We start from the raw sequence: 19,745 nt of genomic DNA, 5'->3' as shown, positions 1-19,745 counted from the left end.
CGGGTCGTCATCAATGGCGATCGCAGACCGCGCTATCGGCGGCCCTGGCGCAGCTGTTGCATGGCGTACGCGCCGTGGCCAGCGGGATGGCCGCATCGAAGATCGAGGATATTGAGGCCTTGATGGCCCATGTGGACGAGGCGTTCAGCGGCAAGCGGCGTGATATCCAACGCCTGGTTGGATGACTCGACAGCCCGAAAATGTCGGCTTCGGCAGCATTGGCTTATGGGCAGCGTTCCTCGAGCATCCCTACGCTATGGAGTTCTCCTTTCACCTCTCCGGCCCCGCCGACCTCGGCGCCGCGGCCAAGGTGCGCCAGGTCTCCCCGTTCGCAGGATCTGCATCCGTCGCCTTGGTCGCTGCCGGGAACCGGACCTTTCGAGGTCCGACAAGAGTCAGGTTTTCCCGTTGCCGGGATCGTACTGGTCACCTCGCCTCGGCTTCCAGGAAGCGGAACCTTCCAAACGGAAGCGATGAGTCAACCTTGTTCGTTTGAAATCTCCTGACCGACCTCATCCCGGAGCAGTTTGCCCATGGATAGGCGTCTCGCCAAAGCGTCGATGAAACGACTGTAGCGTTCCCGCGAAAGGTCGTTTATGGCCGTTTCGTCCGCCCCCTGGACTGAGGGCGCATTGCGCAGCCAGGTCCGCACATAAAGCGCCAAGGTCTCGTTTGAGATCGTCAGATCGCGCTCCAGCCGATCGACCTGCCGGCTCATCCGGTCAAGCCGCCGCGCCAGCGCCGCCTCCAACGCCTCGGCGCTATCAGGCGACAGATAGCTCGCCACCGCCGCACGGACGATCTCCGACTTCGGCCGACGCAGGCGCCGCGACGCGTCATCGAGCGACCGGACCAAGTCGGCGGATAGATAGACCTTGGTCTCGATCATGCCGGCGATACTCATAGGGCGATCCCATCGTCCGGATCGAGCGCGACCTGGCGGGCAGCGACGCGAAACCGCTGCTGCAGATCGGCGGCGACCGATAGATCGTCGACGTCCTGGTCCTCGCCATTAGGCGTGGTCCCGGGGACAGGCTCAGGCCGCGCCGGCGGCATGGCCAGCTCGGGCGCGATCTGATGACCGCCTTCATCGTCCTCCCGGCCTGCGGCAGCGCCAACAGGCGGCGGCGTTTCCGCCATGATCGTGGTCCACGGCGGCGCGTCCTTCGTCGATGTCCGTCCGGGTGATTCCGGCGCCGACAGGATTCGCGCCGCCAGTTGGCGGTCCATGAAGTAGCGCGCCTTTCGCGCGCGGATGGGCGGCGCGCCGGAGGCCAGCACCAAGGCCTGGTCCTGGGGCAACTGCATGACCTCGCCTTGGGTGAGGAGAGGACGAGCCGTTTCCTGCCGGCTGACCATCAGGTGACCAAGCCACGGGGAAAGACGGTTGCCCGCATAGTTCTTCATCGCGCGCAGCTCCGTCGCCGTGCCGAGGCTCTCGCTAATCCGGCGTGCGGTCCTTTCGTCATTCGTGGAGAACGCGACGCGGACGTGGCAGTTATCGAGGATCGAATTGTTGGTCCCGTAGGCGCCCTCAATCTGGTTCAAGCTCTGCGCTATCAAAAATCCGCGCATGCGGTAGCCGGCCATGAAGGCGAGCGCTTGCTCGAAAAAATCGAGACGGCCGAGCGCCCGGAATTCATCCAGCATCCAAAGCAGTTCCTGGCGCGACTGGGCCTCGTCCAACTCTTCGGTAAGGCGCCGACCGATCTGGTTGAGGATCAGCCGGATCAGCGGTTTGGTCCGGCTGATGTCGGACGGCGGGACCACCAGGTAGAGACTGACCGGCCGGGTCCCGTCGACAAGATCGGCGATGCGCCAATCGCACCGGGAAGTGACAGCCGCGACCACCGGATCGCGATAGAGTCCTAGGAAGCTCATCGCCGTCGACAACACGCCTGACCGCTCGTTGTCTGACTTGTTAAGCAGCTCGCGGGCCGCGGACGCCACGACCGGGTGTGGTCGGTCGCCGAGGTGCGGGGTGCGCATCATCACGCGCAAGGTGGTCTCGATCGAGCGGCGCGGATCGGCCAGGAAGTTGGCCACGCCGGCTAAGGTTTTGTCGGATTCGGCGTAGAGTACGTGCAGGATGACGCCGACCAGAAGGCTATGGCTGGTCTTATCCCAGTGGCTGCGCCGCTCGAGCGCACCTTCCGGATCGACCAACATGTCGGCGATGTTCTGAACGTCCCGTACCTCGGTCGGACCGCGGCGAACCTCCATCAGCGGATTGTAGGCACTGCTCGACACCTGCGTCGGGTCGAACCGGAGAACCTCGCCGAAGGTCGCGCGGAAGCCGGCCGTCAGGTCCCAGTTCTCGCCCTTGATGTCGTGGACGATGACCGAGCCGGGCCAGGTCAGAAGGGTCGGGACGACGAGGCCCACGCCCTTGCCCGAGCGCGTCGGCGCAAAGCACAGGACATGCTCGGGGCCGTTGTGGCGCAGGTAGCGACGGCCGAACCGCCCCAGGATGACGCCAGCGTCGCCGAGCATGCCGGCGGCCTTCACATCCCGCGTCCTGGCCCAGCGGGCTGAGCCATAGGTCGTCACCTTGCCGGCCTCGCGCGCACGCCACACCGACATGGCGATGGCGACCAGGACCGCGATCAATGCGCCGGCGGCCGCGATAAAGGCGCCTCGGACGAACACCGATGGCGCATAGGCGTCGTACACGAACCACCAGAAAAAGAAGGCTGGCGGCGGATAGATCGGATGGCCCGCCAGCCAGAACCAGGGTGGTCCCAGGCCCGCCTGATAGCCCAGCTGCCACGCGGTCCATTCGGTCGCCAGCCATACGCCGGCCAAGGCCAGACCCATCACCACGATGATCTGGCCCCAAAGCACTTTCGTTCCGCTCATGATGTCGTCGCGCTCCTCAAAGTCCGAGCCCGCGCTTGCGGCCGAGCGCCCAGTCGACGCCGCCGTTCCGGTTCAAAGTCCCCTCCACGGTTAGGCCCTGGCGCGGATCCAGCGCCCGCGTCCAGGGCACCAGCTGGAACCCCAGCCCGTCCTCGATCATCGCGAACCGCCCCGACACCAGGTCCAGCCGCCGGCTGTAGACGCCGCTGATGTTGTCGCCCTCCCCGCCAGGCCGATAGTCGCTACTCGTCTGGGCCTTGAGCCGATCGACGACCCGGTCCAACTCGCGGGTCTTCAGGGTCGCGATTAGATTTCGAACCGGCTCGATCCGGCCGCCACGATCGTGGGCCAAGCCTTGGCCTCGGAGATGAGCCAGGCGCTTGGCCAGGGCCTCCCGAACCTCGCCGCCGAACCCGGCCGACGACAACGGCTGCGGCTCGCGCGTCACCAGCTGTCGATCGAGCCAGGTCGCGCCGTCGGCGGTCACCTGCGCGTCGATGGTCTGGTCGGCGCGATGGACCAATTGGATCGCTGGCGAATGGCCTACGATCTCTCGCATCCGGGCCTCGACGACACCGCCACGGGGCGTGTCGCTAGTCTCGCCCAGATCACGGCATCGGATGTGATGAAGGCGGCCGTCTACCCCGTCGATGATGACGTAGGCTGCGCCGTTCAGTTCGTCGTGGAGACCCCGTTCGACCAACCGGCCCACCACGCTCGTGGCCAGGCTTTCACTCTCGATGGTGATGGCGCCAGGATCGCGACCTGGCGCCATGGCGCGATGCAGCGTCTTGATGATGTCGCCCCGCTCGGCCAAGCCTTTGAGCCTGGGCTCGAGATCATTGGCCAGCCGCCAGCGACCTTCGCCTTCGGCCTCGGCCAGGCCCAAGCGTTGCAAAACCTGGACACGGCCTATCAGGCGCTGGAGACGATCAACCCCAGACCGGCTGGGCCGAAGGTCGAGGACCCCCTCCCCTTCGACCGCCCGGGCCTTGAGCTGGCGATCCAAACTCGTCCAGCGCTGGGCTTCCACCTCGCGATCCAGACTCGCCTCGATCTCCCGCTGGCTGCGAGGTCCCAGCTCCAGGGAAATCAGCTCCCGGGCGCGCTCGCGCAATCCGCTGAACAGATAGTCCTTGTCGATCACTAGGTCCGAACCGTCCTGGGCGACGCCGCGGACCAGCACGTGGACGTGGGGGTTATCGGTGTTCCAGTGGTCGATCGCCGTCCAATCGAGCTTCGTCCCTAGGTCCCGCTCCATCGTGCGCATCAGATCGCGCGTGGTTTCGCGCAGGTCCGACAGCTCCGCCGCGTCCTCTGGCGAGATCACGAAGCGGAAGTGGTGGCGGTCTTCCTCGCAGCGGGACGCGAAGCCCCCATGGTCGACCTCGCCGTCTGGCCCGAACATCTTCGGCGTCTCGCCATCACGGGTGACGCCGCCCCGGCGCAGATAGCTCAGGTGCATCTTCAACGGCGCGGCCCGGTAGCGCGCGCCCTGATGGCGAACGATGTAGGATTTGACGACGACCCGGCGGGCGGACGACCGGTTGGATTTCAGGACAACCCGTCCTCGTCCCGGCGAGCGACCGCCCTTGCGCGGCCCCATGTCAAACGCGCCGAGGCCGGCCCTCCGTCCCGCGCCCAGGACTTCGGCGATATGGCCGCGATAACCTTGGTCAGGCGACTGGTCGCGAATACGACCGACCCGGGGCTCGAACTGGTTTTCGCGTCTCATCGCGCCCTCCCCACGCGAGGGTCCTGGCTAAGAGATTGAAATCGCGCAGGAGCGACGTTGGGCCAGGACCCCGCCGATCCAGAGGGTCCTGGAAAATCACCAGCACCATCAAAGACCTGGCCCGAAAGGGTCCCGGTCCTTTCATCTTGCCTTAGGCGATGGTGCAGATTCCCGAAGACGACCGCCCTCCCCCAGCTCCTCAATGCATTCCTTATCCCCTGGACAGGACCCGGCTTCACGGGCGCCCGCCCGACAGGACTGCGTCGCCGGCCAGGACGAACAGAGGGGCATGGCGCCAGTCTGGTAGGGGCGCTCGGGGGACCGTAGGAACGCGCAAGGCCGCTGTGACCTGACGGACATAGGCGTGCGTCTCCGCCGGCAATCCCTGACGGCCAGAAAGGTATCGCGCATACCGCTCAGGCCCTGCGTTATAGGCGGCCAAGAAGCCTGGCGCGCCAAAGCGATCATGCATCCGGCGCAGATAGGCCGCGCCGGCGAGGATGTTGGCCCTGGGTTCGAATGGGTCCGCGCCGAGACCCAGTTCGGCGCTCAAAGCGTTCCACGTCGCCGGCATGAGCTGCATCAATCCCATGGCGCCCTTCGCTGAAACCGCCTTGGGATCGCCGCCGCTTTCCTGGCGCATCACGGCATAGATCCAGCCCTCCTCGATGCCGAAGCGAAGCGCCGCTTCCGTCACGCTGGCGGAGAGGTTCGGATGCTCGGTCGGCGCTGGCGACGGCTCCGCGGCGGCGGGCGAGGCTGCGATCGCCGCGGACGCCAAGAGCGACAGCAGCAACAGGCGAATGCGCCAGGGCCTCACGCGCAAGGCGTTCGTCTCGGTGGCCGCAAGCGTGCGACCGTGCTCGCGGCCCTCAAGGGCAAGGCGCGGAACGCGCCGGCCTGGCGGCCGCCCTTGACCGCCGCCGCGCACGATCGCTGACCATTTTTCGACCGGGACGAGGAAAGGACCGCCCTTTCGACCGAACCAGGAAAGGAGACGGGTGACGCTCATAGGCTCGGTCCCCACGTCCAGAGCGGCGCGGCTGAACCGACCACCCGATCGGCGGCGACCGGACCGAAGTAACGGCTGTCCAGACTCAGCGGCGCGGCGCGATTGAGGAGGAAGACCTCGCCTGGATCGAGGCGGCGGCACCCGTCGAAGACGACCAGCCTGCGCCCCCAACGGTCATGATGGCGCGCCTGGGCCACGACGACGCCGTCGATGAAGATCGCACCGTTCAAACCGCAAACCCGCTGCCCGCCGACCGCCGCGACTTCCTTGAGCAACGGAACGTTGGCCGGCAGATAGCCCCTCCCAGCCATCCACCGCGCGAGCTCAGGCGGCGGCGATGCGACCGCCAGCTGTCCAGGTTTGGAGCGTCCCGGCGTGACCGCGTAGAAGCCGAGCGGCGCGCTGGCGGTGGTGTTCAGAAGCAAGCGCGGCGCATGGCGGGCGCGATCACCCGCAATGACCAGGACGCAGCTGAGGCAAGCAAATGCGCCAATCGCCCAGCGAGCGCCCCCCCTCATGGCAGCAACGCCTTGCGCAGGAGATAGGCGCGATGGCGGGCGCGATCGTAGCGCCGAGCCTCGAGGCCCACGCCGATCCTTGCGCCGACGTGTCGCCAATAGTCGGGTGCGGCGTCTTCCCCGCACACCCCGACGCGCTCGACGCCATCGATCGCCTCGAGCACGGCCCTGACCTTCGTCCAGCCGCGGAGATCGAGCAGGATCTCGGCGCCAGGGGCGACCTCGGGATAGGTGGTGAAGGCTTGTCCCGGGCGCACGGCGCGCAGGATTGCGATCCGGGAGTCGACCGTTCCGAACGCCTCGGCGCGCCAGCGGATGAACGCGAAGACCGAACCCGGCGCGAACATCAAAGTGCGGCGTCGGCGATCGTGAACCTGCTCAGCCGCAACGCGGCCAAAGCGTATCCAGCGTTCGATCCGGTCGCTTAGATGGACCAGCTCGACGCGGGTCAGGTCCGAAGCCGGCTCAGACATCGTCACGTCTCTGGAGATAGGCCGGCGCAATGGCGGCATGTGATTGGGCGGGCGAGAGGGCGTTGGCTTCGCGATCACTGGTGGAGCGCCGCGCGCCGCGTCGCGACCAGGCGTCCAGGTCGCTCAGGGCATAGACGACACGGCCGCCGTTCTTGCGGTAGATCGGTCCGGTGCCGTAGCAGCGGTGCTTGGCCAAGGTCGCGGCCGAGATGCGCAAATGTTTTGCCGCTTCCGGCGCCAGCAACAGGCGTTCGGCCGACGGCTCGTCGACTTTCGACATGACGAAATCCCTGGAAGCCGCCGGGAAAGTTCCGAGATCGGACGACAGCTCCGGGAAATCCTCGCCTGGGGCGGAGGGGGCGTAGGATGGCGAAGACGGGCGGGGGCCTGAATTCGCCCCGGCTAGAACCCAGCTCGCAGCAGCTTGAGATAGCCGCCAGTCATCAGCGCCCTGCCCCGCCGGACCAGCCTCGCGGTGACGTCCCGCACGGTCGAGGTCGCGAAGCTTGATCCATCGATCGCTTCCGCACCGAAGAGGTCGCTGGCGATCTGCCTATGGCTCCAGTTCTTCAGGGAAGCATCGAGCGCGAACAGGCAGCGCGCCAGCCGCTCTCGCTGGGCGCGGCTCAACCGCGTTGGCGGCGGAGCGTCGGTCAATGCAGCGCGGCGCAGGGCGTCAACGGCGCGGACGCGCAAGTGGAAATCGGCGTCATAGGACAGCACCACCACAAGCGGCCCGGAGGCCGGCGCATCGCCGTTCAAGAGCACCTGCAACCCGCTCGGCAGGCGAATGTATCGCCCATCCTCCGCCGACACGACGCCGGACGGGGATGAAGGCAAGGATCGAGCCTTGCCGAAGGTGGCGCGCTCGACGGGCACGACGAGCCCCGGCGCGACGTCCTGACGCCAGACGACCTGGCCGTCATCGGCGCCCAGGTCTGGATCAGCCGGAACGGCCAGACCCCATCGCTTCTCGATCGGCGCGCCGTCTCTGAGATTGCGAAGGAAGTCGGTCCTATAGACGGGATTACGCCGCAGGAACTCCCAACACATCGCGGGCGCGGTGAGCTTGAGATGCGCGCGCCAGCCGCCGACCAGGCCCCCGCCTGGTGTCCGATCCGATCCTTCCGGAGCGAGCGGCGCAGCCATGCGGGTATGCCGGCACACGCCATCGGCGCGATATAGCCAAAGCCGACGAATGGACTGCGCAACGGCGCGACATCAGCAGCAACTCGGCGATCAAGCCGCAACGATCCAGCTCTGAACGCTGAAATGCTGCGCGATACCGGCATTCTGGTTGCTGCCTAAGGCGCAACTATACCTTACGGAAAACGACTGCTGCTTCCAGCAGCGAGAAGACCGCCTTAAGTTCGGCGTCGGACATCGAGGAGAGCTTGTTGACGATATCGACAAGCGGATCATTGCGGCCATCGCGAGCGGCAAAATCACCGACTCCGAAGAAGTCTCGTGGATCGACCTCGAGCGCCTGTGCTAGCCGAACGATCGTCTCAAAGGTTGGCCCCGCCTTACCTTGCTCGATGTTCTGTATCGCGTTTGGTTGCCGGTCGGTACGCTCGGCCAACTGAGCCTGTGTGAGACCAGCACGTTTGCGATGGTGGCGAACCATCGCGCCGAACTGCTCCTCCAGCTTCGTCATCTGCCCTACATTGCCGCACTACTCTGCAACGGTGATGTTCGGCGAGGCGGGAGCACCTAGACAGCTTTTCAGAAGATTGTTTCTGTCATTTTCCACCTTTCAAAAGTGGGAAAACCATAGGATTCTGTGGGTCAAACATCGGTGGATGTCCCATGGACGGCTTCCTTACGCCGGCGCCTCCGCGCCATGACCTGTCCCAGGCCGTCGAAACGCTCTTCCAGCGTTACGACGCCTGGTTTCGTCGCGTGCTGGAGAAGCGCTATGGCGACATCGCCGACGACCTCGCGCATGAAGCCTATCTGCGGACCGCCGCCCATGACGCCGAGGGCAAGGTCAGCCACCACAAGTCCTATCTTCTGCGCGTGGCCGACAACCTCGCCCGGGACCGCGCGCGTCGACGCCAGCGCGAGGATGATCACGCCGCGTACAGCGAGGCGTTCAGCCAGCAATCGACCGCGGCCACTCAGGAGTCCGATCTGGCGGTCAAGCAGATCGTGCTGGCGCTACCGCCTGAGTTGCGCGATGTTTTCGTGCTGAGCCACTTCCATGGCCTGCTTTACGACGAGATTGCGCTGCAGCTCGGCGTGAAGAAGCGCACCGTCAAGGATCGGATGCGGCAGGCCTGGATCAAGGTTTCGGCGGGCATGCGGGACTAGGGCGGCGCTCGTGATGATCAAAGAGCGAAATCAAAGCTCGCGGGCGACGCGCGAAGCGGCCGACTGGTACGAGCGGCTGTCAAAGCCGCCGATCGAGACCGAAGACCTCGAGGCTTGGTCTCGGTGGAACAAGAAGCCGAGCAACAACGCAGCCTATGCGCGGCTCGAGGCCATCGCCGGATCGATGGCCCGCATGCGCGAGGATCCTGATCTCAACCAGGCCGCCGCCGAGGCGCTGGCGCGCGGCGCCGATCGCCGACGCGCCAACGCCCAGCGCGCGCGAGCGCGACGACCGATCATCATCGGGTCCATGGTCGCTGCATGTTGCGTCGTGGCCATCGGCGTCGTGTGGAGCCGCGCCCCCACCTATTCGACGGGCGTGGGCGAGACGTTCAGCGCGCGGCTCGATGACGGCTCGCGCGTCCAGCTGAACACCGACAGCGCCGTGAAGGTCGCCTTCAACAAGAGCGAACGCAAGATTTTCCTGGTGCGGGGTCAGGCCTTCTTCGACGTCGCCCATGACGCCGATCACCCGTTCGTCGTCTATGCCGGCGACACCAAGGTGCGCGCCCTCGGCACCCGCTTCGAAGTGCGCCGTATGGGCCAGGAAGTGCGCGTCACGCTCGCCCAGGGCAGCGTCGAAGTCACCGATCCCGACGTCCACGCCGCGCGCTGGACGCTCCGTCCCGGTCAGACGATCGCCGTGGCGCCCAGCACCGCGCCGGCGGCCAAGCCGACCTCGGTGGACGTGACGTCCGCCACCAGTTGGACGGACGGCAAGGTGACGTTTCAGGGCGTCCCGCTGTCGGCCGCCGTCGCCGAAATCAATCGCTACACGCGCGAAAAGATCGTCCTGGCGCCGGGCGCCCCGAGCGACGTGAGCGTCACCGGGGTTTTCACCGCCGGCGACAATGCCGATTTCGTCGACGCCGTGGCGCGCACCTTCAGCCTGAAAGCCACGCCGCGGCCGGGCGGCGGCACCACCCTGCAGCCGGAAGGGGCGCGCGCCGGTTGACGTCATAAATTTTTCAAGAAGGCATGTCCCTCGGCGACTGTCCGGTCGTCTCACCCGCAAACCACCGACGGATCACAGCGTCTCAAACGAGGCGCGCCGGCGGCGGCGGGGGAAGTTGAGACATGTATCGAGCGCATTTTGGCTTGCTGAGCAGCGTATCCGCCATCGTCCTGGCGACGGCCTTCGCGCCATCGACCGCCCAGGCCGAGGCGCCGGTCGTGACGATCAACCTGCCCGCCGGCCCGCTGCAGACCTCGCTCGTCGCCCTGGCGACACAGGCCGACGTCAAGATCTTCTTCCCCTCCGAACTGGTCGCGGGCCTGAGCGCGCCGGCCGTGCAGGGCCGTTACACCGCCCGCGAGGCCATCGACCACCTGCTGTCCGGCCGGCCGATCATTGTCGAAGAACTGCGCCCGGGCGTCATGGTGCTGCGGGCTCAACGCGTGCCTGTCGGTCTGAGCTCCGGCGGGAGCGCGGGCCTTCAGGAGACGACGGTCGGCGACGTCGTCGCTTCGCAAGAACCCGTCACGGTCTCCGAGATCGTCGTGGGTTCACACATCCGTGGCGTCAAGGACAGCGCCTCGCCTGTCGTCGTGTTGGGCCGCGATGACATGGACCGCGCCGGTTACGCCAGCATCGCCGAGGCGCTCACCGCGATGCCGCAAGCCTTTGGCGGGACCTATAGCGAAGACACCGCCTCCACCGGGGCCGATCCCAACGCCGCCAACACCCCGCGCGGCACGGGCGTGGATCTGCGCGGCCTTGGGGCTGACGCCACCCTGGTGCTGTTCAACGGCAAGCGGATGTCGGGCGCGGGCTACTATGGTGATTTCACCGACGTCTCCTCGGTACCCTACGCCGCGATCGGAAGCCTCGAAGTGCTTCTGGACGGCGCTTCGGCCGTCTATGGCGCCGACGCCGTCGGCGGCGTGGTCAACATCAAACTGCGCACGGACCTGCATGGCGCGGAGACCCGCGCGTCGGCCGCCACCGCGACCCGCGGCGGCTACAGCCGCTATCTGTTCAGCCAGGCCTTTGGCCGGACCTGGTCCACGGGTCGTGTCCTGGCCGCCTACGAGTACACCCGCAACGATCGCCTGCGCGGTCTCGACCGCCCCTACGCCGGCTACGCCGACCTCAGGCCGCTCGGCGGCACGGATCGCCGCCGCGCGACCTACGGCATGCCGGCCAACATCCTGCGCACCAACGCCGCCGGCGCCTTGGTCGCCGCCTACGCGGTTCCGGCCGGGCAGAACGGGGTTGGTCTGAAGCCCAGCGATTTCGTGTTTGGGACGGTCAACTACGAGAACCAGCGCGCCGCCTACGACCTCTTGCCTGCGTCCAAGCGAAACAGCGCCGTCGTCTCGATCACCCAGGATGTCGGGCCAGTGACGCTGTCGAGCGACCTTCGCGCCTCCAAGCGCGATCTCGTCAGCTTCAACAGCGCCCCGGTCGCCAATCTCGTCGTGACGGGGGCCAATCCCTACTACGTGTCTCCGACCGGCCAGGCGTCCGAGCGGATCGCCTATTCCTTTCTCAAGGAACGCGGCGGCGTTCGAAGCCCGATCACCGCCGAAAGCCTGGGCGCCAGCCTGACGATCGACGCCAAGCTGCCTTGGCGTTGGACCTCCAGCCTCTATGGCACCTACGCCCAGGAACTCGCCATCAGCAGAAGCTATGGCCAGGCCAACGCCACCAAGCTCAACGAGGCGGCGGGCCTGTCGGCCGACAGCCCGCTCTCCGGTTTCAGCGCGGCGCGGGACGGCTATTTCAATCCGTATATCGGCCAGGGGTCGAACCCGGCTCCGGTGCTGGACTTCGTGCTGTCGGGCTGGGACCTGGGCAAGCTGCGCACCGAATCCAAATCCGTGAACCTGGCCTTCGACGGCCCGCTGTTCTCACTGCCGGGCGGGCCGCTGAGGATGGCGTTCGGCGGCCAGTTGCGACGCGAGGAGATGCGCTCGGGCGGGGCAAGCTTCCTGAGCGGCTACGCGGCGACCGCCAAGGTTCGGCGGATGTACAGCCGCGACGTGCGCAGCGCCTATGTCGAGCTCAACGCGCCGATCACCAGCGAGGCCAACGCCGTGCCGTTCGTGCGACGGCTCGAGCTGTCGCTCGCGGGGCGCGTGGAGGACTATGACGACGTTGGGTCCACGGCCAATCCGAAGATCGGCTTGATCTGGGCGCCCGTCGAAGACCTGACGTTCAAGGCCAGCTACGGGACCTCGTTCCGCGCGCCTTCGCTCGTCGAGGTTGGCCTGCCATTCTCGATCGGCCCGACGATCCTGCCCTATAATGGCGGACAGACACCGGTGCTGCTCCTGCAAGGCGGCAATCCCGAGCTGGACCCCGAAACCGCCACGTCCTGGTCGGCGGGTCTCACCTACTCGCCAGCGAAGGTCCCCGAGCTGACGCTCGGTCTGACGGCCTACCGGACCAGGTTCAAGGGGCGGATCGGCTCGCCGGTCCTGTCCAGCGTGGCCCTGGCCCTGACCTCGCCGGAGTTCGCGCAGTTTCGGACCTTCGTCAGTCCGGCCACCAATCCCGCCGACCGCGCCAAGGTCCTGGCGCTGGTGAACGACCCCAACGCCCGCGGCACGGACCTTTATGATCTCAACACCTATGGCGCGATCGTCGAGGCGCGCAACGTCAACACCGGGAGCCTCGATGTGGCGGGGCTGGACGCCACGGCCGCCTACGAGACGACGCTGGCGGACGATCCCTTCACGCTGAACGCCAGTCTCTCCTGGCTGACGAAGTACGCGCGCAAGGTGACCCCAACCGCGACGGCGACGGAACTGGCGGGCCAGACCAACTACCCCGCCGATCTTCGCGCTCGCGTTTCGGCGACCTGGACACGCGGCGAAACGGCGATGACCGCCGCCGTCAACCATGTCGGCGACCTCTACGACGAGACGAGCCGCCGCGTGCATCCGTGGACCACGGTCGACCTGCAGCTTCGCTGGACGCCGAAGTCGAGCCTGATCAAGCTCGATGGCCTGTCCTGGACGCTCAATGTCCAAAACCTCTTCGACGCCGCGCCGCCCTTTTATGACAATCCCCTGGCCATCGGCTACGACCCGACCAACGCCGAGCCGCTGGGCCGGATGGTCACCCTGCAGCTGACCAAGGCCTGGTAGGCCCGGCCTAGCCCCACCGCATAACTTGGAGGTTCCCATGCGACGCTTGGCGGCGCTGGCGGTCGGCTGCCTGCTGATCGCGCCCTCGGCCGCTTCGGCCGAGCCCTACACCGTGGATCGATATCTTCGCCAAGAGCAGCTGGGCGGCGTCAGTCTCGACCCGACCAAGCGCTGGCTGGTGGTCCAGCGCTACCGCGGATGGGAGACGGCGACGAGGTTTGACCTGGAATACAGCACGCGGCTCAGCCTCGGCCGCGTGCAGGTCTTCGATCTGGCCGGCGGGGGAACCGAGCGCGCGCTCGAGCTGCCCGCCGGCTACGGCTACACCGCGTTCGGCGTCTCGCCCGGCGGGCGTCATCTGGCGCTTGGCCGGGTGAGCGGCCACGCCTACGAATTGGGCGTGGTCGACCTCGACAGCGGTCGGGCGCGATGGTTCGGGGTGACGCCGCGCATGGCGGTCTGGGGACCGTCGGTGGCCTGGGCGTCCGATGATCGGCTGCTGGTGTCGGCGCGCCCGGCCGAGTGGGCCGACCCGATCTTCGGCTTCGGCTTTCAAATCCAAGAGCGCCTGACCCGCCAATGGGCCGCGAGCGCTCGGGGCGAGTATGCCGCCACGGTGGTCGGCAGCGGGCGTTACCGCAACCTGCGCCCCAAGGCTCCAGTCGCCGGTCTCGTCTCGATCAATGTCGTCAGCGGCGAGCAGAAAACCCTCGTCGTCGGCGAGGTGAGCGACTTGGAGGTCTCTCCCGACGGACGCGCAGCGGCGGCGATCGTGGCTGGCGAGGACTTCCAGCCCGGCGACGAGCCGACCAATCCGGCCACGGAGATGGTGCGCAAGCGGCTGGCGATGGTCGATCTGGACACCGGGCGAACCACCCTGCCCTGCCCAGCCTGCGATGTGATGACCCGTTTCATCGGCTGGTCGTCCGACGGCCGGGGCGTCCTGATCTACGCGCGCCAGAGCGAGGGCTCGTTCGCCTCGGGCCGCTACTGGCGTTTTGATCGTCGCGGCGTCGGCGGCCCGCTCGATCTGTCCGGTTTGGCGCCCGTTCTGGCCGAGACCTGGGACAAGTCTGGCATGCCGCTTGGCGGCTGGCTTGACGGCGCGCCGGTCGTCTATGCGCGGCGGCCAGGCAGCGATCGCGGCGACTATTGGCGCATCACCCCGGCGGGTCCCAAGAACCTGACGGCGGCGCTGCCGGCCGAAGGGCGCGCGGTGGGCGTTTCGCCCAAGGCCTGGGCGGTCGCTTCGGCTGGCCAGGTGTGGCGGGTGACCCGCGCGAGCGCGCGCCCCTGGGGGGTCGCCGCGGCGGACCTGCGGCCGCCGGTCTCGACGACGGAAGGCTTTCGGGCCGCCACGGTGGTTCCAGCGCTGAAGGATCTGGCCTTGTCCGGCGCCGCCCCGGCCCTGCCCTGGCCCGGACCGCATGCGGCTTCACCACCAGCCGGACGCCAGCCCATCGCCCTGGCCGGCGCAACTACAGTCGATCTCGCCAAGGACGGCCACGGCGTGCAGACGGTCGGACTGTCGGCGGCGGACGGGGCCCGCAGGGTCCTGGTCACGGTCAATCCCGACTTCGAGAGCGTGGACTTCGCCGCGCCGATCGCCATCCAGCACAAGGGCGCCGATGGTCGGGCCCTGACCAGCTGGCTCTATTTGCCGCCCAAGCCCCAGGGCGGCGGGCCGCCGCCCGTCGTCGTGCTGCCCTATCCGGGAACCAGCCCGACGACCCCGCCGGCCAACCAGTCGGCGGGCGGTTATGCGCTGTCGACCAACGCCCAGATCCTGGCGGGGGCCGGCTACGCCGCCCTCGTGCCGGCCCTGCCCTTCATCCCAGGGAAGGAACCGATGGACGGCCTGGCCGACCAGATCCTTGCGCCGGTCGATGCGGCCGCGCGCCTGGGCCTGGTCGACGGCGACCGGATCGCGGCCTGGGGCCACAGCTATGGCGCCTACGCCGTCGTCGCCGCCGCCACCCAGACGACGCGGTTCAAGGCCGTGGTCGCCGGGGCGCCGACGGTGAACCTGATGCACGCCTATGGGCGGCTTGGCCCCTATAACACCACCCTGCCCGAGGCCGGCCTGCCCTATGGCGCCTCGACGGGTTGGTTGGAGAACGGCCAGGCCAGGATGGGCGCGCCGCCCTGGAAGGACCCGACGCTCTATCTGCGCAACAGTCCCGCCACCGTCGTGGACCGGATCACCGCGCCGATGCTGATCTTGCAAGGAGACCTCGACAAGAGCATCGACCAGCCCCAGGCCCTGTTCGCCGCCCTCTATCGGCTGCGAAAGGACGCGGTGTTCGTCACCTATCGCGGAGAGGGTCACATCATCTACGGACCGGGCAATGTGCGTGACCAATATGCGCGAATCCTCAGCCTGCTCGACGAGACCATTGGGCCGCGCGCGCCTAGGCCTAGCCCGTAGCCGCGGCGGGGTCCGCCCCTTGGTCGCGATCGGCCAGCCGCTTGGTCCACCGCTGCACCCAGGCCTCGATCGCGATGAGGATGAAGATCTCGGCGGTCACGCCGCTCCAGATCAGGTGATCGGCGGACAGGGTCGCGGCCAGGTGCTCGCGATCCAGGAGTCCGGCTCGCGCCAGGCCGCCGTCCAGCAGGAAGGGCCGCAACACATCCAGGCTTTCGGCGACGCTGCGCGCGAAATAGGTCGCCAGGTTGCCCTTGCCCCGGCGCGCCAGCGCCTGAGGCGGCAAGCGGTCGGCGAAGGCCCTGCGGGCGAAGGGACGATCGTGCCAGTCGACCGCCAGACGGCCGGGCGACACGGCCAGGCAGAACTCGACAATCGGCTGGCTCATCCAGGGATCGATGACGTCGCCGACGCGGTGGCGGGCGCTTTCGCGAAAGGCGCTGAGCCCGTTGACCATGCCCAGGATCTGCACCTGACGGGCGGGATCCAGGTCCTTGGCCGCCGCGAGCCAGGGGTGCAAGGCGGCTGGGGCGGCGGCGACGTCGGCCGCCAGGAAGGATTGAAGACCGGCGCCGGCGCGCAGATCGCGCGCGGCGAGGCCTCGGCTGAGCACCGTCCAGACCGTGAGCTGGTTGCGGCGAGCCAGGATCTCCAGGCCGCGCGCTCGCGACAGGTCCGAGCGCCCGCGCAGGACGTCCCGGACCAGAGCCGGCAGGGCCGTCTGATAGAGCACCGCGTCGCCGCCGCGCCCGGTGAACACCGCCTCGACGCCGGGCTCGCCCAGGCGCCGGGCCAGGTCGGCGTCGTAGTCCGGGTCGCCCCCGACATAGTTGGGTCGCGGCCCGCCCGCCCCGGCGACGAACTTCTCCGGCGCCAGGTAGAGGTGATCGCGCTCGACCACCACCAAGGGGACCTTGATGTGGTCGGCGATCACCTGGGCATGGCGCCGCTCGTCGGCCTCGGCCTGGGGAAAGCCGTGATGGATCGCAAAAAGCGGCGGCGCGCGGGTCCGGGCCAGGCTGCAGGCGACGATCGCCGAATCCAGTCCCCCGGAAATCTCGCAGAACATCCCGCCCCGCCCTTGCGTCCAGGCCGCCACCACGCCGTCCAGCCGACAGCGCAATTGGGCGGGATCGGCGTGAGGCTCGAGCCGAGCCGCGAAACGATCCGGCGACCAAAGGCGCACGCCGGCGCCGTCCGGTCCTGACAACACGCCCGGCTCGTAGCTCGTCACGCCCTGGAGCGGACAGACATGGCTGGCCAGATTCTTCTGGCGCAGAATGGCCGCCAGGGCCTCCCAGTCGATCGCAAGCTCGCGCGGCCACAGCCAGGGCAAATCCTCGGGAAGCCGCGAGGCGATGAACCGCACGCCGTCGCGTCGCCAGCCAATGGCTTCCATCGCTCCGAGCGGGTCGCGCAGCACGCGCGCGGGGCCATGCGCGTCGGTCAGGATCGCGACGTACCGGCCAAAGCCACGCTCGACCAGCCGCCACGCGATATCGGTGGTGTCGCCGCCAAAACCCAGCAGACCGAGCTCTTCGCCGCGGCCCTCGTGTGCGGTCTGGGCGTCGAAGACGTCCCCGATCAGGCCTCCGGCGACGCTGGGCAGATGGCGATACTTGGGCGCTCTTGCGGTCTCAAGGAAGATGGACAACCCACGCCGCTCGGCGACCTTGCGCCACCGGGCGTCGGCCAGCAGGCGAGCCTCGGCGGCGCGCCAGCCGGCCTCGTGGCTCCCGACGTCCTGCTCGATAACCAGGTAGTCACGCACCGGCGTCAGACCGCGAAGAGAGGGGTGAAGCCGCCGGCGTGCTCGACGGTGTCGTCCAGGACGACGTCGCCGGCCTGGAGCCAGCAATGGGCCTCGAAAGGCCAGGTGCGCACGCCAAACACCCAGTTCACCGTCAGGCCCTGGGTCGCCAGGAAGAGCTTTTGCTGAAGGCTGCGCATCAGGCACACGCCTTCGCGCGGCAACCAGGGCGCAAGCTGCTGGAACCGCTGGGAGGCTTCGATGAGCCGAGCCTCCGGCGGCTTGGTCGGCGCCTGCGCCCTCGGCCCCGCCAGCGCGACGAGCTGGGACATCGACAGCGCCTTCACCGCTCTGGCGGCGTGCAGGTTGGCGCGGACCGCGGTCACGAGACAGACGAGGCTGGGGCGGACCCTGGCGATGGGCAGCTCGGCGGCGATGGGCGGAGGGAGCGGCGCCCGCGGGCTGGTCGGACCTTCGACGATCAGGCCGGCCGCGATCAGATCCCGTGCGGCCTCGGCCTGGGCCTCGACCGCGCCGTTGGGACCCAGCGTGAGATGACGCGCGCCGTCGACAAGGCAGAAATAGGTGTCGGCGGCGATGGTCAGGAACACCAGATCGTCCACGACCCGCGCGGCGTAGACGTCCGGCGCAAGCGAGAAGCGCATGCCATAAGCCTTGAGGTCTAGGGGAAGGCGCGGCCGTGCCATGCCAGGGCCGACGCGGCCGCGCCAAGATGGCTTCAGGCCCAGCGATCGCTGGGATCGACGCCCTCGAAATAAGGCCCCATCATCGGGGCCTGGGTCAGGTGCTTGGCCGGGCCAAGAACGATCAGTCGAGACATCGGTGTCTCCAGGCGAGGGTTTTCGGAAAATCGCCGGCGCCCGGAGACGCCGGCGAGGCTCGGTTGGGCCTTAGCCGCCGATGCCGCGGCGATCGGTCGGATCGACGCCTTCGGGCAGACCGTCGGGCTGGTTGGCCAGGGTGAGCGACTTGGCCGAGCCGAAGCGGATCAGTCGGAACGTGGTCATGGGAACCTCCTTGAGCTGTGACAGCCGCGAGATGCAGCCCAGCAATGAGGCTCCGCCAAGGTTGTATATTCAAATCTATATTCGCTTAGTCGCGCGCGACGGCGCGGCGGTAGATTTCGCCCGCGCTTCGCGCGCGTCGGCGGAAGTATTGGCGCACGGCGCGCACCCGCCTTGGGGCGGAAGCTTCGGTTTCCAGGGCGGCGGCCAGGATCGTCGCGTCACGCATGATGATCGCCTCGGCGTCCGCGAAGGCCGAAAGACGCGCCTGGATGAGGTGCAGGATCGATCCGATCGCCCGGTTGGGGCAGACGGCCGCGAGCGTCGTGAGCGGCGTCGCCTCGACCGAGGGGATCAGCGGCGCGCCGTGGAGGATCGCGGCCTCCGCCAGAATGGACGCCAGTTGATAGAGTTCGGTGAGCGACTGGCGATCATGGATGACGCCGGCGTATCCGGAGGCGGTGCGAGCCACCAAACCTTCTCCGGCGAGCCTGGACAGCGCTTCGCGCACGGGCGTGGGGCTGACGCCAAGTTCCAGCGCCAGGCTCTTGACCGGCAGCGCCGCGCCTTGCAACGGGCCGTGCGCCACCAAGCGACGTCGCAGGGATTCCAAGGTTCTGTCGAACGGATCGCGGTCTCGGCCCAAACTGGCGCTCCTGGCGAAGGCGCAGCATCCTTTGGGTTAGGCCGGCGCGTCGATGTTCGGCGCGCCTCAAGGCCGAAGGGCGCCGCACAAGGCTGTGGACGGACGAATCGACCGGCAAGGATCTGGACGCCGCAGCGTCGATGGTTGCCGACGTTTAGGCCAATCGCTGCGCGTCCCCTGACGGTTTGTTGCGCACGGGCATTCGCCGGCGTTTTTCGCGCTTCATCTTACCGTCACATCCGACCGGAAATGGTTGCCGCTTGGGGCAAATGGATCTCTACTACCTTTAAGGTTGATTACAGTATTGGAGCGTCGCATGGCCGCCCAACCCAAGACGCCCATGGCGCGTCAGGCGCGGCTGCTCTCCAAGACCGTCAAGTTGCTTCGCAAGGAGCGCCATCTGACGGTCGCTCAGGTCGCCAAGGCGATGGGCGTCTCGCCGCGCACCTATCAGGACTTCGAGGCCGGGCGGCGCGGCTATGATTTCAACAAGGTGCGATTGTTCGCCAAGGCCATGCGGGCCGACGCCAACAGCATCCATCTGGCCGTGCAGTACGCCTGGCCCGAACTGCCGCTGCTGCTGATGGACAACAAGATGGCCACGACCTTCTTCATCCTGATGCGCGATCTGCATGAAGAGGTCGGGCCGCGTTTGTCCCGGGTGCCGCCCAGCTTGCTGGTGGCCGGGTTCCGGCAGATCCGCGAGGAGATCCGCCGCCTGTTCGAGCGGCAGGACGCCGCCGCCGAGGACTATATCGAGCGGGCCATCGCCCAGAGCTACGAGGAAGCGCCCGACGACGATGACGACAACGATGGCGGCTGACGCGCCCT

17 protein-coding genes are annotated in these 19,745 nt (G+C 67.6%); 5 read left to right on the top strand and 12 right to left on the bottom strand.

Annotated elements, in window-relative coordinates; translation table 11 throughout:
- Positions 1-478: 478 nt before the first annotated feature.
- The 9 genes from V6S85_RS00855 to V6S85_RS00815 form a co-directional block, all read right to left on the bottom strand.
- Positions 479-904: a ribbon-helix-helix protein, CopG family gene (locus tag V6S85_RS00855; RefSeq protein WP_334347670.1), complete on the bottom strand. Its 426-nt coding sequence runs from the start codon at positions 902-904 to the stop codon at positions 479-481.
- Positions 901-2,859 carry a conjugal transfer protein TraG gene (locus V6S85_RS00850; RefSeq protein WP_334347669.1) on the bottom strand — a complete coding sequence of 653 codons (1,959 nt, stop codon included), beginning with the start codon at positions 2,857-2,859 and terminating at the stop codon, positions 901-903. Before V6S85_RS00850 ends, V6S85_RS00855 begins: the two co-directional genes overlap by 4 nt.
- A gap of 16 nt (positions 2,860-2,875) precedes the next feature.
- A complete protein-coding gene (locus tag V6S85_RS00845; RefSeq protein ID WP_334347668.1) occupies positions 2,876-4,594 on the bottom strand; it encodes a relaxase/mobilization nuclease domain-containing protein in 1,719 nt (572 codons plus the stop codon).
- A 235-nt stretch (positions 4,595-4,829) separates the two neighbouring features.
- On the bottom strand, positions 4,830-5,606 hold the full coding sequence (locus V6S85_RS00840; protein ID WP_334347667.1) for a lytic transglycosylase domain-containing protein: 777 nt from the start codon (positions 5,604-5,606) through the stop codon (positions 4,830-4,832).
- Positions 5,603-6,031 carry a S26 family signal peptidase gene (locus V6S85_RS00835; protein WP_334347666.1) on the bottom strand — a complete coding sequence of 143 codons (429 nt, stop codon included), beginning with the start codon at positions 6,029-6,031 and terminating at the stop codon, positions 5,603-5,605. The genes V6S85_RS00840 and V6S85_RS00835 overlap by 4 nt, the downstream gene beginning before the upstream one ends.
- A gap of 89 nt (positions 6,032-6,120) precedes the next feature.
- A complete protein-coding gene (locus V6S85_RS00830; protein ID WP_334347665.1) occupies positions 6,121-6,597 on the bottom strand; it encodes a DUF2840 domain-containing protein in 477 nt (158 codons plus the stop codon).
- The gene (locus V6S85_RS00825) at positions 6,590-6,877 is read right to left on the bottom strand and encodes a helix-turn-helix transcriptional regulator (protein ID WP_334347664.1); all 288 of its coding nucleotides are present in this window, start codon (positions 6,875-6,877) and stop codon (positions 6,590-6,592) included. The genes V6S85_RS00830 and V6S85_RS00825 overlap by 8 nt, the downstream gene beginning before the upstream one ends.
- A 122-nt stretch (positions 6,878-6,999) precedes the next feature.
- Complete coding sequence (locus V6S85_RS00820; RefSeq protein WP_334347663.1) at positions 7,000-7,746, bottom strand: DUF2285 domain-containing protein; 747 nt, start codon at positions 7,744-7,746, stop codon at positions 7,000-7,002.
- A gap of 166 nt (positions 7,747-7,912) precedes the next feature.
- Complete coding sequence (locus V6S85_RS00815) at positions 7,913-8,254, bottom strand: helix-turn-helix domain-containing protein (protein ID WP_334347662.1); 342 nt, start codon at positions 8,252-8,254, stop codon at positions 7,913-7,915.
- A gap of 152 nt (positions 8,255-8,406) precedes the next feature.
- Here V6S85_RS00815 and V6S85_RS00810 point away from each other — a divergent pair, with 152 nt between their 5' ends.
- The 4 genes from V6S85_RS00810 (at position 8,407) to V6S85_RS00795 (ending at position 15,493) form a co-directional block, all read left to right on the top strand.
- Positions 8,407-8,910 (top strand): RNA polymerase sigma factor, encoded by a 504-nt coding sequence (locus tag V6S85_RS00810; protein ID WP_334347661.1) that lies wholly within the window; start codon positions 8,407-8,409, stop codon positions 8,908-8,910.
- 13 nt (positions 8,911-8,923) lie between these two features.
- A complete protein-coding gene (locus tag V6S85_RS00805; protein ID WP_334347660.1) occupies positions 8,924-9,925 on the top strand; it encodes a FecR family protein in 1,002 nt (333 codons plus the stop codon).
- A 143-nt stretch (positions 9,926-10,068) separates the two neighbouring features.
- Positions 10,069-13,065, top strand: a complete 2,997-nt coding sequence (locus V6S85_RS00800) for a TonB-dependent receptor (protein WP_334347659.1) — start codon at positions 10,069-10,071, stop codon at positions 13,063-13,065.
- Positions 13,066-13,102: 37 nt separating this feature from the next.
- The gene (locus V6S85_RS00795) at positions 13,103-15,493 is read left to right on the top strand and encodes a S9 family peptidase (RefSeq protein ID WP_334347658.1); all 2,391 of its coding nucleotides are present in this window, start codon (positions 13,103-13,105) and stop codon (positions 15,491-15,493) included.
- On the opposite strand, the gene V6S85_RS00790 is transcribed toward V6S85_RS00795, so the two are convergent.
- The 3 genes from V6S85_RS00790 to V6S85_RS00780 all read right to left on the bottom strand — a co-directional run bounded on the left by V6S85_RS00790 (position 15,483) and on the right by V6S85_RS00780 (position 18,914).
- A complete protein-coding gene (locus tag V6S85_RS00790) occupies positions 15,483-17,264 on the bottom strand; it encodes an asparagine synthase-related protein (protein WP_334347657.1) in 1,782 nt (593 codons plus the stop codon). The two genes, V6S85_RS00795 and V6S85_RS00790, sit on opposite strands and share 11 nt — an antisense overlap.
- Positions 17,265-17,269: 5 nt before the next feature.
- Positions 17,270-17,908, bottom strand: coding sequence for a lasso peptide biosynthesis B2 protein (locus V6S85_RS00785; RefSeq protein ID WP_334347656.1), 639 nt, complete (start codon positions 17,906-17,908; stop codon positions 17,270-17,272).
- A 448-nt stretch (positions 17,909-18,356) separates the two neighbouring features.
- On the bottom strand, positions 18,357-18,914 hold the full coding sequence (locus V6S85_RS00780; RefSeq protein WP_334347655.1) for a GntR family transcriptional regulator: 558 nt from the start codon (positions 18,912-18,914) through the stop codon (positions 18,357-18,359).
- A 316-nt stretch (positions 18,915-19,230) separates the two neighbouring features.
- Here V6S85_RS00780 and V6S85_RS00775 point away from each other — a divergent pair, with 316 nt between their 5' ends.
- Entirely contained in the window at positions 19,231-19,737 is a 507-nt protein-coding gene (locus V6S85_RS00775) for a helix-turn-helix domain-containing protein (RefSeq protein WP_334347654.1), read from the top strand.
- Positions 19,738-19,745 lie beyond the last annotated feature (8 nt).

Origin of the sequence: Caulobacter sp. CCNWLW153, from assembly GCF_036889365.1 — a bacterium.
In the GTDB taxonomy this organism is placed as follows: Bacteria; Pseudomonadota; Alphaproteobacteria; order Caulobacterales; family Caulobacteraceae; genus Caulobacter; species Caulobacter radicis.
Note: the sequence above shows the minus strand (reverse complement) of the source record. Positions and strands in the feature narration are given on the sequence as shown.

What these genes read in the sequence shown, in the direction of transcription:
- V6S85_RS00805 (WP_334347660.1), top strand. Translation starts at nt 8,924, where the DNA reads ATGATCAAAGAGCGAAATCAAAGCTCGCGGGCGACGCGCGAAGCGGCC.
- V6S85_RS00855 (WP_334347670.1), bottom strand. Translation starts at nt 904, where the DNA reads ATGAGTATCGCCGGCATGATCGAGACCAAGGTCTATCTATCCGCCGAC.
- V6S85_RS00840 (WP_334347667.1), bottom strand. Translation starts at nt 5,606, where the DNA reads ATGAGCGTCACCCGTCTCCTTTCCTGGTTCGGTCGAAAGGGCGGTCCT.
- V6S85_RS00810 (WP_334347661.1), top strand. Translation starts at nt 8,407, where the DNA reads ATGGACGGCTTCCTTACGCCGGCGCCTCCGCGCCATGACCTGTCCCAG.
- V6S85_RS00815 (WP_334347662.1), bottom strand. Translation starts at nt 8,254, where the DNA reads ATGACGAAGCTGGAGGAGCAGTTCGGCGCGATGGTTCGCCACCATCGC.
- V6S85_RS00785 (WP_334347656.1), bottom strand. Translation starts at nt 17,908, where the DNA reads ATGCGCTTCTCGCTTGCGCCGGACGTCTACGCCGCGCGGGTCGTGGAC.
- V6S85_RS00830 (WP_334347665.1), bottom strand. Translation starts at nt 6,597, where the DNA reads ATGTCTGAGCCGGCTTCGGACCTGACCCGCGTCGAGCTGGTCCATCTA.
- V6S85_RS00845 (WP_334347668.1), bottom strand. Translation starts at nt 4,594, where the DNA reads ATGAGACGCGAAAACCAGTTCGAGCCCCGGGTCGGTCGTATTCGCGAC.
- V6S85_RS00775 (WP_334347654.1), top strand. Translation starts at nt 19,231, where the DNA reads ATGGCCGCCCAACCCAAGACGCCCATGGCGCGTCAGGCGCGGCTGCTC.
- V6S85_RS00820 (WP_334347663.1), bottom strand. Translation starts at nt 7,746, where the DNA reads ATGGCTGCGCCGCTCGCTCCGGAAGGATCGGATCGGACACCAGGCGGG.
- V6S85_RS00795 (WP_334347658.1), top strand. Translation starts at nt 13,103, where the DNA reads ATGCGACGCTTGGCGGCGCTGGCGGTCGGCTGCCTGCTGATCGCGCCC.
- V6S85_RS00850 (WP_334347669.1), bottom strand. Translation starts at nt 2,859, where the DNA reads ATGAGCGGAACGAAAGTGCTTTGGGGCCAGATCATCGTGGTGATGGGT.
- V6S85_RS00825 (WP_334347664.1), bottom strand. Translation starts at nt 6,877, where the DNA reads ATGTCGAAAGTCGACGAGCCGTCGGCCGAACGCCTGTTGCTGGCGCCG.